This is a genomic window from Methanofastidiosum sp. (genome assembly GCA_013178285.1).
GTDB lineage: Archaea > Methanobacteriota_B > Thermococci > Methanofastidiosales > Methanofastidiosaceae > Methanofastidiosum.
In genome coordinates this window covers 20,118-36,222 of the sequence record JABLXD010000019.1, presented here as the reverse complement: position 1 = coordinate 36,222, position 16,105 = coordinate 20,118, and the positions used below count along the sequence as shown (strand labels likewise).

Here is a 16,105-nt window from a genome sequence, read left to right as displayed (position 1 = left end):
CTGAACTTATACGTACTACAGACTCAATATGCCCCGTTTGCCAAAAAAAATCAAAGCAGATATCAAAGAGATTCGAGGCCATATTATAATGGAAAAAGAGTGCCAAGAGCACGGATTTTTCTCAGAAACTCTTTCTAACGATGCTGAATTTTACAAAAGACTGGATAGACTTGACCAGATTGCCGAGAATTCTGTTGAGAAAATAAAAAATAAGGATAAGGGGTGCCCCTATGATTGCGGGTTATGTGAAGACCATATGACCCCTTCAATTTTTGTTAATATCGATCTTACAAACAGGTGCAACATGAACTGTCCTGTATGCTTTGCAAGCGCAGGGGCAACTAAAAGACTTTATGAGCCCTCGTTTGGAGATATAAAAAAAATACTTGAAAAAATGGCATCAATAAAACCAAATCCCCCTTTTGCAGTCCAATTTTCTGGAGGAGAGCCCACATTGAGGGATGATCTGCCTCAATTGATAGAAGCAGCAAAGTCATTTGGGATCTCTCAAATTCAAGTTGCAACAAATGGAAAAAGGTTTGCCAGAGATAAAGATTATTTAAAAAGGGTTATTGATTCTGGAATAAATACATACTACCTACAATTTGATGGTTTGAATCCTGTTTCATATAAGAAATTCAGAGGATATGATACTTTTCCAGAAAAGAAACAGGCGATAGAAAATCTAAGAAGTCTTGGAGAGACCAGTGTTGTCCTTGTACCAACTGTTTCAAAGGGCGTAAATGATCAAGAGCTCGGAGACATAATCTATTTTGGAAGAGATAATTTTGATGTTATTAGGGGAATTAATTTCCAGCCACTTTCTTTTTCAGGCCGTGCAAGCCAAGAAGAGGTAAAGAATTACAGGATTACAATCACAGATTTAGTTAAATTGATTGAAAATCAGACGAATGGTGAACTTGGAAAGGAAGATTTTTACCCAATACCGTTTGTTGTTCCAGTATCAACGTTTGTTGAAGCTTTGAGGGGAAAACCTATGCCTCATTTTACAACACACCCTCAATGTGGTGTTGCAACTTACGTATTTGTTGAGAATGGAAAGCTTATACCTATAACAAGATTTGTAGATGTAGAAGGATTTTTTGAATATCTTAAAGATAGAGATGAAAGTATAAGATGCGGCGGAAGAATAAGAAAAGGTATTGAAATATCTAGAATAATAAAGAACATGAATTCATTTATAGACAAAGAAAAAATGCCAAAAGACCTTAATCTTTTAGAGATAACTAAAGGGATATTAAATGGTGGGGGGAAGGAATTCCTAGCAAAACTTCATCACAAATCATTATTTATTGGAACTATGCACTTTATGGACCCTTTTAACTTTGATCTAGGTAGGGTAAAAAGATGTGCGATACATTACGCACTTCCTGATGGATCATTTATTCCATTTTGCAGCTATAATTCAATTCATAGGGAAAGTGTAGAAAAACAGTTTACTACGCCAATTGTCGAATAGATTTTCACCGAAAGCTATTTATTAGGCCCTGAAATCTTCAAGATTGGTGACTCTATGAAAAAAGCGGGTATTGTATTCACCCTAATATGTTTATTAACAATTGCTACCTTTTCAGGTTGCATTTCACAAAAACAAGAAAATGGCACAGATGTCAATACGACGACGACACAAACAGGCAATACAGTTTCTTATCTAAAAGCCAAGATTAATATTTCACAGCCTTATGATCTCGCAGATCTAAATTCATCAAGACAAAAAGTTGTAATAGTTAGAAACAGCGGTATGAGACTCGAAGCCATAGTTACTTTATATAATGAGAACTACACATTTGATGATACTACAAAGATACCTGTTGTTGAAACAGAAGAAGATGCTTTAAAGGCCATCAATAGCTTCCCAGAAGATGTTGCATTATATGTTTTACCAGAAGATATTCTTTATGGTGAAAAAGGAATGGGGACAGTTGGATGGGATGCTTACATGAGGGATCAAGTTGCAAAAAGATATGCAAAAGAAGACGCGGATTACAATCTTTATGGAACTGCCTTTTTGATTATGAGAGATCAAAAAACTATAGTCACGGTAGACGAAAGCCCCTATCTAAAAGGAGGTTATGAAAACTGGTGGTTACAACATGCTACTGACACAATCGCTTCAAAGAAAGCTTTAGGTTATGGCCCATATGTAACACTATATGCAGCTCTTATGAGGTCTCTAATGGTCCCAACAAAAGTCGTGTATGGACTTTATTATGACATTGAAGAAGGTGGAATCTGGAAACCTTACGCTTGGAATGAACTGTACATAAACGGAAAATGGGTTCCCGTGGATCCTTACAGAGAAAAGATAGGCACTCTTTCAAGATATTATCTCAAGTTAGACGAAACAGTGGATCTAGTAGAACTTGACTTCTCATGCTACAGAAGCAACTTAGAAGGAAAAGGTTGTAAACCTTTCGAAATAGAGATTCTAGAGCAAGGAACAGTTCCTGAAAGCGAAATAAACAAATAAATCTTTAATTTATATATTTCTTTATTATATCTAAAATTTTTTCTGCAAGTTTTTCTTTTTTCTCTAGAGGTAAATGGGCTATCTTTTTTGTCTTATCAATAATATAGACTTCATTTGTTTTGGATTCAAATCCCCTCATCTCTTTACCAACATGATTTGCAACAATCAAATCCATATTGGAACTTTGAAGCCTATCATAGGCCTTTTTTATGAGTTGGTCTTCTGAAACATTGTGTTCTGCTTTAAATCCAACTATAAATGATTTTGAGCATTTTGAAAATTCTTCTATTATCTTCTTATTTGGAGTTAAGGTTAAATTAAAAGATTGATCAGAAGATACCTTCCCAGAAGAAGGGTTATCAACATGAAAATCAGAAGTTGCCGCTGCAAAAACAGCTATGTCGACTTCTTTATTTGACATTACAGCGTTGAACATCTCTTCATAAGTTTCTACATTGTAAGTCTTAACATAAGAGTTCAACTGTGTTGGCCCTAAAATTAAGGTTACATCGGCACCCCTAAGTTCAAATTCTTCTGCAATTTTTATGCCCATTAATCCAGTGCTTTTATTTGTGATAAATCTCACGTCGTCAATCTTCTCAATTGTGGGGCCTGCTGTCACCAATACCTTTTTACCTTGAAAATCTTTAGTATACAGTTTTTTAATTACTGCAGTTACAATATCATCAATTTCAGGGAGTTTTGCTTTATTTTCTTCAAACTTTGGTGTCAAGAATTCAATGCCATATTTCTTTAGTTTTTCAATATTTTCTAAAATTATAGGGTTCTTATACATTGAGCTATGCATAGCAGGAACTATAACAATTGGTATCTTTCCAAATCCAGTGGACACGACAGTTGTGACTGGGGTATCATCAATTCCCGATGCTATTTTTGAAATTGTATTTGCTGTTGACGGTGCAATCAGTATTAGATCACACTTTTTATCATGCTCTCCCGCATAGGAAACATGCTCTATTTTTCCTGTAATTTCATCTACAACTGGATTTCCAGTTGCGAATTCAAGAGCATATGGGTGAATTATCTTTTTTGCATCTCCGCTCATTACTGCGTATACTTCTGCTCCGTGTCTCATGAGCTCTCTAGAAAGTTTAACAGACTCAACTGCCGCTATACTTCCTGTAATTCCCAATACTATACCTTTACCCTCTAATTTTTTTGATTTAGTTCCTTTTATCGATTTTCTATGCATCATCATAGAAATGGCCTAAATCTTTATAAAAATTGTTATTATTTTAATTAAATAGGTGGGCATATGACTAACAATCTCTTAGTATACGATACAAAATACGGTTCAACTGAGATAATTACAGGTTGGATATCTGAAGAGATGAAAGATATCGAAGTAAAGAAAGCTTCAGAGATAACTTCAATTAAAGATTACTCATTGATAGTTATTGGTTCTCCTGACTATGATGATAAACCTCTGGAAAGTATAAGTAAGTTTATAGAAAAATTCAAAGAAGAACTTAAACAAAAAAAGATTGCAATTTTTGTTGTATGTAATGATCTGGAAGAGGCAGAATATCGTGGAAAACAAATAGGCGGCAAATTTAATCTTGATATTCTAAAAAGAGAGCTTCCAAAGGAAAATATTGTTTTAGAGGAAGTCATGGGAGGAGTTTTTAATCCTAAAATACTCGATGAAAATGACCAGGATAGAATAGTGAACTTCTTAAAAGAAATTGGGAAAGATGTAAAGAAAGAAGATTTAATTTTTATGCCTGTGATGAATAAACTTGATAGAACTAGGTGTATTGAGTTCGTGAATAAACTTAAAGGTATCTAAAAGGCGTTTTATGTACAGTTCAGAGTATTATGTTCCTTCCCATATAACTGGATTCTTCGTTCCATTCTTTAGTGAGGACTATTTTAAAACAGGTTCTACCGGAGCAGGAGTTTCGCTTTCTTCTGGCCTTAGAACTAAAGTTAATGTAGCTAAAGGAAATGGTTCAATTGATATCAAGATAAATGGAAAAACGACAAATGCCCCCGTATCTTTGGACTGTATCAATCTAATAATTGAGAGATATCCAGATTATTTTATAGAAAGGGATGTTTTAATAGAACATGAAAGTGATGTGCCAATTGAATCTGGATTTGGAGCTTCTGCTTCAGCTGCTCTTGGAATTTGCTTTTCAATTAAGGATTTGATACGAATTTCAGATTATGAGTGCATAAGAAGTGCACATGAAACTGAAGTAAGAAATTTTAGCGGCCTTGGGGATGTTGTGGCAGAAGTAAAGGGAGGCATTGAAATAAGGAAAAGTCCAGGTATTGATGGCGTAATTGAAAATATTCAAGCAAATAATCTTAAGGTGCTTGCCATAAGCCTTGGAACTAAAAAAACAGAAAGCATCTTAAAAAATCCTGAAAAGATAAAAATAATTGAAAAATGCGGAACTAAATTACTGAACAGATTAATTAGCGAACCCAATGTTGAAAAATTGATGGAATGCTCAAAAATCTTTAGTTATAAAACAGGTATTATCTCTAAAGAAATTTTAGAACTAGTTGAAATAATTAGTGAAATTAATAGTTTCAATGCTTCTGGGATTATGATTGGGCAGGGAGCATTTACATTTATTAACGAAGAAGATAAAAATAAAGTATTGGAAAGTTTGATAGATATCAAAGGAGACATAGTTGTTTCTGAAATAGCTAAAGGTTTAATATAGGTGTCAAAATGAAAGTGCCAAAAAGTCACCCCCGTTACGAATCCCTTGTATTAAGAGAAAAGGTAAAAGATTGCCTTAAAGAGGGAATTATTTCGGAAGTTGGAATTGCAGCTCATGGTAGAGGAGAAGCTTTTGATTACTTTATAGGGGAAACAACTACAGAAGAGGCGAACAAAGCCATTAAAGCTGCGGCCATAATATTATGCAGAGCTGCTAATCCAGTGATATCGGTAAATGGAAATATTGCTTGTCTTGTTCCAAATGAGATTGTTGAGTTATCAAAAATTGTTCCTTTGAAAATAGAAATCAATCTTTTTTATAGAACTTATGAAAGAGAAACTAAGATTAAAAAAAGACTTGAGCAGCATGGGGCAACTAATATTTTAGGTGTTGGAGAAAATGCTAATAAATCGATACCCGGACTTGACTCACTTAGGGGGAAAGTTTCAAATGAAGGCATTTTTTCTTCTGATGCTGTAATTGTTCCTTTAGAGGATGGAGACAGAGCACTGGCCCTTAAGAAAATGGGAAAGAAGATTATTGCAATCGACCTAAATCCACTTTCAAGAACTTCTTTATGTGCGGACATAACAATAGTTGACAATGTAGTTAGAGCTATTCCAAAACTTATTGAAGAGATTAAAAAAATTAAGAAAACAGATAATGTAGACGAGTTAATATTTGACAATGGAGATAATATTAAGAGGTCTATTCAGATTATGAAAGATAATCTTATTCATTGGGAAGAAAAAATGAGTAAAAGGTGATTCTATTAGTAAAATAATACTTCAACTTGCATTGGATATATTAAATCTTGACAGAGCTATTTCTATGGCAAAAGAAGCTGTTCCAGGAGGTATAGACTGGATTGAAGCTGGAACCCCCCTTATAAAAAGTGAGGGTATGGAAGCAATAAGAGAACTAAAGCACATTTTTCCTGATAAAAAAATTATAGCAGATATGAAGACCATGGATACGGGAGATTTTGAAACTGAGATGGCATCAAAAGCTGGTGCTGACATAGTCTCAATTTTAGGTGCTTCTGATGACAGCACAATTAAAGAAGCAATCAAGGCTGCAAAAAAGTATAATTCAGAAATAATGATTGATTTAATCAATGTCAAAAACAAAGTGGACAGAGCTGCTGAAGTGCAGAAAATGGGTGCAAAATATGTCTGTATTCATGTGGGTATTGATCAACAGATGAAGGGTGAAAATCCGTTACAGGATATAAAAGACGTTAAGGAAGCTGTGAACATTACTATTGCAACTGCAGGAGGATTAAACTCTGAAAATATACCGGACGTAGTTTCCGCTGGCGCTGATATAGTCATAGTAGGCGGTGCAATTACCAAAGCTTCTAATCTATTAGAGGCTACAAAAATAGTAAGAAAGAGCGTTGATCTCAGAAAACCGATTGAAAGTTTAGAGTTTAGAAAATATAAAAAAGAAGAACTTATTGAAGCTCTAAAAAAAGTTTCTTCTTCAAATGTATCGGATGCCATGCACAGAGGAGGCGCAATGAAGGGCATACATACAGTCATTCCCGGAATCAGAATGGCAGGAAAAGCCTTGACAGTTAAGACTATGAATGGAGACTGGGCAAAAGCTGTTGAAGCAATTGATCTAGCAGAAGAAGGAGATATTCTTGTGATAGACGCCAATTCTGGCAATATTGCTATCTGGGGAGAGCTTGCAACTTGGAGTGCATTCATGAGAAAACTTGGTGGCGTTGTAATAGATGGCGCTGTAAGGGATGTAGATGACCTCAAAGAAATACGTTTTCCCGTATTCGCAAGATATGAGGTTCCAGATGCAGGAGATCCTAAAGGTTTTGGAGAAATAGGTTGCGAAGTTGTATGTGGTGGACTTAAAGTAAACAAAGGAGACTATATAATTGGAGATGACAGTGGCGTCGTAGTGATACCTCAAGAAGAGGCACAAGAAATAATAAATAGAAGTCTTGACGTAAAGGAAAAGGAGAATAGAATCAGAGAAGAGATAAAGAGAGGCTCAACACTTTCAAAAGTACTAAAACTTAAAAAATGGGAAAAGATTGTTGGCTAATATTTTTTAGAGAACGAAAAATTTATATAGCTCCTATTTGTTAATGATATATCAGAATATGATATGTCGGTGCGAATATGACATTTGTACGATTTCATAAAAGTTTTCATTATTTTCAAATTCAAATTGATACATTTATCCTTTGGTTGTTTAGTAAGAAGGAACTATGTGGTTACGATATCATAAAAGAGTTTGAAAGTAGATCAAAAGAAGCCTGGAAACCTTCTCCGGCATTAATTTATCCTAAAATAATGTTGATGGCATCTGAAGGGTTAATTAAAGAAACAAATAAAGGTTCAAGAGGTAAAAAATTTTATAAAATTACTCCGAAAGGAGATATAAAGCTAAATGAGAAAATGGGTAGCTTAAAAGAAGACCTCCTTTATTATGAAGATTTTTTAAAGGAAGTTTTTGAGGTGTAGGAATGAGAGAACTTAAAGATACTCTTTTTGGCAAACTTGCACTAATTGAATACAAATACAGTAAAATCATCGTTATTTCAATGGTACTAATCACTGTTTTCCTATCATTTGGCGCCTTAAATTTACGTTTTGAATCTGACTTTATGAAAGAATTACCTCAAAACTTTGATGTTATAAGAACTCAAAATATAATTAACAGTGAATTTGGTGAAGAGGAAGGAATAATAATACTCTTGGAAACTAATTTTGATGTTGTAAATGACATAAGGAATAAAGAAAGCCTTGAGAGCATATATGAGTTAGAAAACAGATTAAAATCTAGGCCTGAAATAATTGATGTGATAGGCCCCGGAACAGTCTATTATTCTATCTTTAGAGGCATACCTTCAGACGATGCAACTTTAAGAGAGGTTGCAAAAACTATGCCAGGATTGATATCTAAAGATTATACTTCAGCAATTGTAATGGTAAAAATGGGAGGAGTAAGAGGGGAAGAAGAGATTCAAACTGCTATTGACATAGTAAATGAAGAAACTGAAAAAGTCGAGTTGTATGGACTTAATTATACTATAACAGGTTCCCCTGTACTGAATAAAACTATCCTCAGAATTTTGAGAGAAGACTCATTAAAAACTATGGCAATATCTGCAATTATAGTATTTATTTTACTGACTTTGATATTGAGATTCAAATCATTCTTTGTTATAATCCCCCTCATTTGTGGAATTTTATGGACCGCAGGTATTTTATCCTATATTGGGATACCAATAAGCCTAGTTACAGCAAGTGTTGGAGCTATTGTTATTGGTTTGGGCGCAGAATACGGGATATTCATGGTATTGCGTTACAACGAGGAATCTAAGAAAGGTAAACCCAATCAAGAAAGAATAGTTGCCATGGTTGCAGGGGTTGGTAGAGGAACTATAGGCTCTAGTTCAACAACCGTTGCTGGATTTATGGCACTGGCCCTTTCCTCCATGCCAATGATGGTCCATCTAGGAACTGCCTTATCATTAGGGATTATAAGCTGCCTTGTTGGGGCATTGGTATTCTTGCCTTCAATTATGGCTTTGAGGGAGTGGTAGCATATGCCAAATTACGATAAATTGATAAAAGATTTTTCAGAACTGCATGGGAAATATCCCAAGAGATTCCTAATATTATCATTTATAATAACTATAATTTTAGGTGCGGGTATCTCTCTCATCAAAATAGAGCAAGGAGACGATATGTCACAGCTACCTAATGACATTGAAGAGATACAAGTATTCATGAAAATGGAAGATAAGTTTGAAAGATATAATTCAATTATAGTTGTAATCAACTCGGAAAACGTATTCTCTCCGGACGTATTGAGAGAAGCATATCTTTTGAATCAAGAGTTAATAAATGTCTATGGAATTGAAGATTCTTCCTTTGACATTGGACTTGAAGATATCTATTTGCCAAAAGAAGAATTAAAAAACAGAATTGAAGTTTCAGATAGCCTTGGGTATATGGTGATAAGACTTAGCGTTTTGAAAGGTGTAGATGATATCGTGGTGTATGATGATGTAAAATCTATTATATCAAAAACTACATTGAACGTTCAAGCAGGCGGAGATATAGCAATGAATAGGGAACTCACGAATATAATTCTGCCTGAGATGTCAAAGATATCAACATTTGGTATGATAGGAGTCTTATTGTGCGTTATTCTAACATTCAGATCAATAAGGTATGGTATAATGCCTTTAATATGTGTAGGAGTTGGTATAGTATGGATGATGGGAATATCCGGATTTGCAGGGATATCATTAAGTTCTGAACTTGTCGGCGTTATTTCAATGATGGCAGGTATCGGGATAGACTTTGCGATACAGACTATAAACAGATATAACCTTGAAAGAACGCCAATAATTGTTGAAAAGATAATTAGGACTCTTGAAGGAGTCGTTGAACCGATTGTTGTATCATCTATTGTTGCGGGATTTGGATTTATTGCAATGTTAGCTGGATCTTTATCCATACTGGATACAATGGGAAAGATGTTATTCATTGGAGTTTTCAGTTGCATGGGGGTAACGCTTATATTCTTGCCCTCCTTTTTGGTAATTCAAGAAAAAGTATTTCAAGATACGAAAAATTTAATTAAGAGAAAGATGGAGGTATATTATGAAAAAGATTAATATTTTTTTAATTGGAGTTTTTTTAATGAGTGTTTTAGCGCCAAGCGCTAATGCAAGTACAGATTCAGTGATTTATTCAGGATACCTTTATGATAACGAATTTATCTTTGTCGGGCCTTATGCTTTAGCACTTACAGATTACAAAGACACTATAGCATCGTTTATGGTGCTAGAGGGGAGTGCACCTATTGGTCCGCTTGGAGTCTATATATCAGAAGGGGACTCCCTTAAAGTAAATGATATAACGATAAATCTAATTGACGTTTCAAAAGTTGGAGTCAATGTAATAATCAAAGGGCCGGTCGGCTATAAGATAGGTAGAAGCCAGTATGAATTTGTTATAAATGAGGTAAAAACAAATCCTTTAAGCGTAGAACCTGGAGAAGCCTTTGATCTAGAAATCCTGCTTTCTAATGAAGGTTCAATGAAAGCATACACAGTGAAAGCGAGTTTGACTGTTCCGCCTGCAGGCACAATAGTTCCTTTTATGCCTGAGAATACTTCTGATTCCATTTATATAGGAGATTTTGATGCGGGTACAGAAAGTTTGCTTTCATTCAAGCTCAGGGCAAATGAAAAAATAACAGCCGGTAACTATCCCATGACCCTTGTACTTTACTTCTATGATGGGACAACCCCATATCCAAGACCGTATACAATCCAGTTTGGTCTTCGGGTGAGTGGAAGAACAGAATTAATGGTAGTTAACTTCTCTTCTGCTCCAGAAACTATAAGGCCAGGAAATGAAAATGTGAAGATAAAAGTAAATCTGGCAAATCAGGGGACCGAAGGTGCAAAATATGTTAAAGCTTATCTTGATCTAGAAGAGCCTTTTTCATTATCAAAATCTTATGAAAGCTCATATAATCTAGGAACACTTTCAGGTGGGCAGGCAAAGGATGCAGAATTTCTAATAAATGTTGACAAAGAAGCAAAGAAAATGACTTACAAGATTCCAATGTTTGTAGAGTACAGGGATTCTTCCAATAATCTCCTAAAAGAAGAGTTTGAATTGAACTTGGATGTAAAAGGAAAACCGGAACTTGAAATCACCGAATATCGACTTGTTCCAGAAACAGTAAGAGCAGGAGGAAGTGCAAAGATCTACCTCACAATAGTAAACACGGGAGAAGAGAAGGCTGAATCAATAATTGTTGAGGCGATTGAAAGGTCGGAGCAGCCTTTTGACTTCACATCTAAAAATGATTATATTGGGGTCTTAGAACCAGGACAAGAGGCAGAAGTAGTGTTAAGCACCGATATAAAATCAATAGCAGAAGAAAAGACATACCAACTAAATCTAAGGATTAGGGCAGTCGGCGACAAAGAAAAACAGGATCTAAATGTATATCTGTTCCAAAAGAACATTGATGTTCCTGTCGAAAAATCAATAAGTAATATAAGAATAGGGGTAATTATAGGGCTAATAGTTGTATTGTTAGTAGGTGGATACTTCGGATACAACAATTATATAAAGAAAAAATAAAGAATCGATATCGGTGTATACATGAAAAGGGGCCTAATATTACTTTCAATTATTTTTATTTCTATATTCTTACCTTCTAATGTTAGCTCCTCTTCCGTACCGAGAGATGATTTCTTTTTTGACGGAGATACAGTAAAATCTATGATAGTTGTTGGTGAAACAGCAACCTCAAAAGACATCATATCTGCTTCCAAACTTGCTTTTCTTATAGCCAACAGACACACTGAGAGAATTGAGAATACAATATATGAAGAATACAAAGTTTCTTTAAAGAATCTAAATGCAAGTGACACGATAAGAATAGACCCTGCTAATGCTTCGGTAAATTCAATCAAGGTAGCAGACGGATTAAAATCACTTTGGTGGGATGATGGATACAAGTACTCATCATTTTTGTACCCTTATGGGGATGGCGACAAGGCATTTGATTATAACGAAACGCACGAAGAGATTATGATAAAGCTATCAGATATTGACGTTCCTGATGATTACTGCCTTGACTTTAACATGTCCGACATCATTTATAGAGTATCTTATATCCATACCCCCCTCCAAAGAAAAGTTTTTGCTGGATGCGGCGGCCCTCTTTATGATATACCATATAACTCTTACAAAATCAGATTATTTGAAAGGGAGTACCCAATTATTAATAACGGGGTTTACCGTTCTGAAGATCAAAATATAAGTTACTTCATTTATGGAATTCCCATTTATTCTCCTGAAACTATATTTAAAGTAGGAGATACCAGAGTATTCGGATGGTACACTGTAACTCTTCTAGATATTCACAGCCCTACAACTGAAGAAACATCCAAGGATGACAAGTTTAAGGTTAAAAGTGGCGGAAACTTTTCAGGAGAGTATAAAGTTTACCTCAGAGTGTCTGATTTCACCGGGAAAAGCAATGACTTTCTTATGGTAATGGACGCTAATAGTTCAAGGTGCTGTACCTGTGTGGGGCTTTGCGACCCTAAAGGAGGGTACGGCTCATTTACAACTGTACCAACAAGGCAATATGAGAACGACCCATACTTCTTATTTGAGAGGGGAACAAGAGTTATTGATGGTCTTGAGGAAACTATCTGGACTGTGCCAGTTTTCTATATTGATGGAATAAAAGTCTTTGAGGGTGCAGATAATAGCCTACTTGCAGAGTTTGATGTTTATTCACTGAAGGATTATGGTGCAATTGAAGAAACACCTTGTTGCATGCCATTTGTTACATATCCCAATGACTATAATCTTACCATATCCAATCTTTTGGAGGATATCATTGCGTTGGGCGTTGACCTTAACGGCGATGGAAATTTATCCCCTGAAGAGCAACAGATCCCTGTATTTGAAACTCCTGGAGAAGAATGCAATGCTTCAATTAAAATTCCATTTTTCGCTCCCGTCTATGTAAATCCTGGAAAAGATGGGAAATATTGGACATGCGATGATTTTCTTGATTTAAATCCATTGCATCCAAGATTTAAGAAGTGCAACTATGACACAATCGATGTAATATTGTGCGATAAAATAGATCTAACATGCTGTGACCCTCAGACTGTTTATGGGCCAAAGAACTATTTCAAAATCGACATACTTGACTCAAACTACAAGCAGAAAGATGGCAATGGTATCGAGCTTGAAGTAAGCCAGAGAAAATCAAAATTGTATTTGTATTACGATTCAACAGTTAAGATTGAGCCCGCCTCACTCATAAAAAGAGACATAGATGTTACAGGCGAAGATAAGGCAAAGAAGAACTTAATCCTAATTGGAAATGAAGAAAGTAATCTAATAATAAAGGAGCTATACGATTCAGGCGTGTCAAAGGTAGTATGGTCAAGATCATTTGGACAGTGGGAATATATACTAAATGTATTCTACGAGAACAATGTTTTAATAGTTGGCGGAAGAAACGGCGAGGCGACAAATAAGGCGCTAGAAGACCTTATGGCTTTACTGTTTGTTTGATTGCCAGAACATCTTGGTTCTAGCATATACCCTTTCTGCAGAAAGGATATCCCTAAAAAGATCTTCTTCATTTTTTCTATCTTTTGCTAGTATTCTCTTTGCAGTTCTTGGCCCTATTCCAATTCCAGCTAAAACAATTATGGCTTTTTTACCGTAAGGCAGTATTAAATCTGCAGAGTCCTTTATTTCTTTCAAAGTCTTTTTTTCTTCTTCGTCCAACTTTCCTTTTTGGCCTTTGCGAACTATTTCCAAATCTTCGCGCCTTCTTAAAATTCCAATATATCGTGCACTACATTGGGGACATTGCGGGTTATCATCAAAGTTATTTACTGAAAGAGTAGTTTTCCAGTTTCTGCAGTGAAGACATGCTACAGTGACTCTTTTTTCAAGAAGTCTTTTCTTTAGATATTTTATAATTTCCTTATCTGGTCTTTTTGGATACAGAAGCTCAAATGAGGATCCTTCTAATAGATATTTTGAAAAAGTAGAAGGTTCATTATTCTTATTTATTACAATGTTAATTTTTCCATTTTTTATATTTCTGATAAATTCTTTTACTGGCTCAATTTCAAGTTTATCGTGGTATAACTCATTTAATGTTTCTTCATAAAGCGGCGTGTTTCTGTATAATTTTAGAATATTCTTCATCAAATATTTTTCAGAGTTTGCCCTTACAACTCCAAATCTTTTTGCTATCTGTATCATTTTCCACTCAAATAGCGGCGTATTCTTCAAAACAATATCAAGTATAGGTATTACATGATCTTCATTTAACTCAATTAAAGTATTTTTTACTACCGTCCCCCCATCTTTTATTCCAGGAGGAAATTTTATCATTATGTGGTATGGATCTGTCCTCATCCCCATTGACTCTCCAAATCTCTGTGCAAGTAGGGATGTTATTACCCTGCCCAATGTATCATTTGCCTTAGACCCATTAAAAATGTGGAGAATGACAAACTCTCCAATATCTTCAATTACCAAAGAATCTTTAGAATAAGAAAAATACTTTGACTGGTCATCAAGCAAATCACGTAGAATCTGCTTTGTATCTTTTGTTAAGGGCAATTCTCCTATCTTAGAGCCATCGTTGAAAATTTCATGCACATCCCTAGAAACAAACAATGGAACAGGGATGAGCTCACCTTCCCAAGAAGGTATTGCACCTACAGACCTAGTTTCAGTTACTTCTATTCTTTCTTCTTCAATGTTTAATACCTTCCATGTTCTCCCACGAACTATAAAGTTTCCACCTACTTCAATGTTTGAAACAATGAAGTTCTCATCTAGTACACCTAAAGATGAACCTGTTCCCACTTCAACAACACGGTACTGTTTTGTGTCAGGAATCATTGATAAATTTTCAAAATAATAAAACATCCCTTGTTTAGATCTTTTGTAAGTTATTCCATTATTAATCCATATTAGTTTTATACTTTCTAAAAAGTATAGTACCCTCCAAAATTCCTCTAGACTCATATTTCTATAGGGATAAGATTTTTTAAAAAGGGAGAAAGCCTCTTCAATAGAAACTTCATTGCTTTCCATTGAAAGCCCAATTATCTGATGAGATAAAACGTCAAGAGGTTTTTCTGGTATAAGTGAACGTTCTATTCTATAATTTAGAGCATTTTTTGCAATTACAGCAGACTCACATATCTCTTCATCACTTGCGAGAATTACCCCTTTTGAAACAAGATAAGTTTTGTGGCCAGCCCTCCCGACTCTCTGCAAAAGCTTTGATACTTGTCTTGGGCTACCATACTGGATAACTAGATCAACTGCGCCAACATCTATCCCAAGCTCCATGCTTGATGTGCATACTATCCCTTTGATTTCTCCATTCTTGAATCTAGTTTCCACATCAATCCTAGTTTCTTTGGAGAGCGAAGAATGGTGAACATCAATAAAATTCATTTCCATAAGATTAAATCTTGATGAAAGAGTTTCGGCCATTTGACGGGTATTGACAAAAAGAAGGATGCTTTTATGGGCGTCTATCAGTTCCTTTATTCTTCTAATTGATGATGCTACATAAGGGGATATTTTCAGATTCTCTGCCGTCATGATGTCTTCTTCAAAGATTTCTGGAGTTTCAACTTCGATGTCGAACTCTTTTTTTATCTGAGACTGGATTATCTTAACTTCCCTTCCCTCTCCCACTAAAAACTTTGCAACTTCTTCTTTTGATCCAACTGTAGCTGAGAGCCCAATTCTCTGTATACTTCCATTTTTTAGTCTTTCAATCCTTTCAAGAGCTAAACTTAGCTGTATGCCCCTTTTGTCCTCAGCTATTTCATGGATTTCATCTACTACAACTGCCATTACAGATTTTAGATGTTCCCTTAATTTCTTTCCAGTATAAAGTGCCTGTAATGTTTCTGGTGTGGTAATCAGAACATCGGGAGGTTTCAAGCTTTGTCTTCTTCTCTCGCTTTGAACTGTGTCCCCGTGTCTTGCTTTAATTGAAATCCCCATAGCTTCCCCCATTTTTTCAAGTCTTTGGAGAAGGTCCCTATTAAGTGCCCTTAAGGGGGCAATATAAAGTATTTTTATACCCGGTGCATTGCTATCCTTCACTAGCCTTAGGAGAGGAAATATTGCGGCTTCAGTTTTTCCAGAACCTGTCGGAGCCATCAATAAAACATTGTTTCTATTTAGTATCTCTGGAAGTGAGCTTTTCTGGATATCAGTAGGAGAAGTAATATTAAATTCGTTTAAAATCCTGACAATATCTTCGCCTAAAAGCTCAAAGCTCATGGATGCACCTACTTAAAACTCACCAAAGCATTTTTAAATTTAATTTATTG

The 16,105-nt window shown here is 35.3% G+C and carries 13 protein-coding genes; 11 read left to right on the top strand and 2 right to left on the bottom strand.

The features are described 5' to 3' along the window. Positions 1–28 precede the first annotated feature (28 nt). Together HPY60_07125 and HPY60_07120 are read left to right on the top strand one after the other, a co-directional pair. Entirely contained in the window at positions 29–1,480 is a 1,452-nt protein-coding gene (locus HPY60_07125) for a radical SAM protein (protein ID NPV50951.1), read from the top strand. Between the two features lie 54 nt (positions 1,481–1,534). Continuing rightward, positions 1,535–2,491, top strand: coding sequence for a transglutaminase domain-containing protein (locus tag HPY60_07120; protein ID NPV50950.1), 957 nt, complete (start codon positions 1,535–1,537; stop codon positions 2,489–2,491). 4 nt (positions 2,492–2,495) lie between these two features. On the opposite strand, the gene coaBC is transcribed toward HPY60_07120, so the two are convergent. Continuing rightward, on the bottom strand, positions 2,496–3,710 hold the full coding sequence (gene coaBC, locus HPY60_07115) for a bifunctional phosphopantothenoylcysteine decarboxylase/phosphopantothenate--cysteine ligase CoaBC (GenBank protein NPV50949.1): 1,215 nt from the start codon (positions 3,708–3,710) through the stop codon (positions 2,496–2,498). Between the two features lie 57 nt (positions 3,711–3,767). Here coaBC and HPY60_07110 point away from each other — a divergent pair, with 57 nt between their 5' ends. The 9 genes from HPY60_07110 (at position 3,768) to HPY60_07070 (ending at position 13,295) form a co-directional block, all read left to right on the top strand. Continuing rightward, positions 3,768–4,301 (top strand): hypothetical protein, encoded by a 534-nt coding sequence (locus tag HPY60_07110; GenBank protein NPV50948.1) that lies wholly within the window; start codon positions 3,768–3,770, stop codon positions 4,299–4,301. 10 nt (positions 4,302–4,311) lie between these two features. After that, complete coding sequence (locus tag HPY60_07105) at positions 4,312–5,190, top strand: hypothetical protein (protein NPV50947.1); 879 nt, start codon at positions 4,312–4,314, stop codon at positions 5,188–5,190. Between the two features lie 8 nt (positions 5,191–5,198). Next, positions 5,199–5,957, top strand: coding sequence for a phosphopantothenate/pantothenate synthetase (locus HPY60_07100; GenBank protein ID NPV50946.1), 759 nt, complete (start codon positions 5,199–5,201; stop codon positions 5,955–5,957). 4 nt (positions 5,958–5,961) lie between these two features. Further along, positions 5,962–7,257 (top strand): 3-hexulose-6-phosphate synthase, encoded by a 1,296-nt coding sequence (hxlA, locus tag HPY60_07095; protein NPV50945.1) that lies wholly within the window; start codon positions 5,962–5,964, stop codon positions 7,255–7,257. A 77-nt stretch (positions 7,258–7,334) separates the two neighbouring features. Beyond that, complete coding sequence (locus tag HPY60_07090; protein ID NPV50944.1) at positions 7,335–7,679, top strand: PadR family transcriptional regulator; 345 nt, start codon at positions 7,335–7,337, stop codon at positions 7,677–7,679. Between the two features lie 2 nt (positions 7,680–7,681). Then, the gene (locus tag HPY60_07085) at positions 7,682–8,764 is read left to right on the top strand and encodes an MMPL family transporter (protein NPV50943.1); all 1,083 of its coding nucleotides are present in this window, start codon (positions 7,682–7,684) and stop codon (positions 8,762–8,764) included. Between the two features lie 3 nt (positions 8,765–8,767). Continuing rightward, positions 8,768–9,847 (top strand): MMPL family transporter, encoded by a 1,080-nt coding sequence (locus HPY60_07080; protein NPV50942.1) that lies wholly within the window; start codon positions 8,768–8,770, stop codon positions 9,845–9,847. Continuing rightward, the gene (locus HPY60_07075; GenBank protein NPV50941.1) at positions 9,834–11,333 is read left to right on the top strand and encodes a hypothetical protein; all 1,500 of its coding nucleotides are present in this window, start codon (positions 9,834–9,836) and stop codon (positions 11,331–11,333) included. The genes HPY60_07080 and HPY60_07075 overlap by 14 nt, the downstream gene beginning before the upstream one ends. A 21-nt stretch (positions 11,334–11,354) precedes the next feature. Then, positions 11,355–13,295: a hypothetical protein gene (locus HPY60_07070; protein ID NPV50940.1), complete on the top strand. Its 1,941-nt coding sequence runs from the start codon at positions 11,355–11,357 to the stop codon at positions 13,293–13,295. On the opposite strand, the gene HPY60_07065 is transcribed toward HPY60_07070, so the two are convergent. Continuing rightward, positions 13,281–16,055: a DEAD/DEAH box helicase gene (locus HPY60_07065; protein NPV50939.1), complete on the bottom strand. Its 2,775-nt coding sequence runs from the start codon at positions 16,053–16,055 to the stop codon at positions 13,281–13,283. The two genes, HPY60_07070 and HPY60_07065, sit on opposite strands and share 15 nt — an antisense overlap. Between the last annotated feature and the right edge of the window lie 50 nt (positions 16,056–16,105).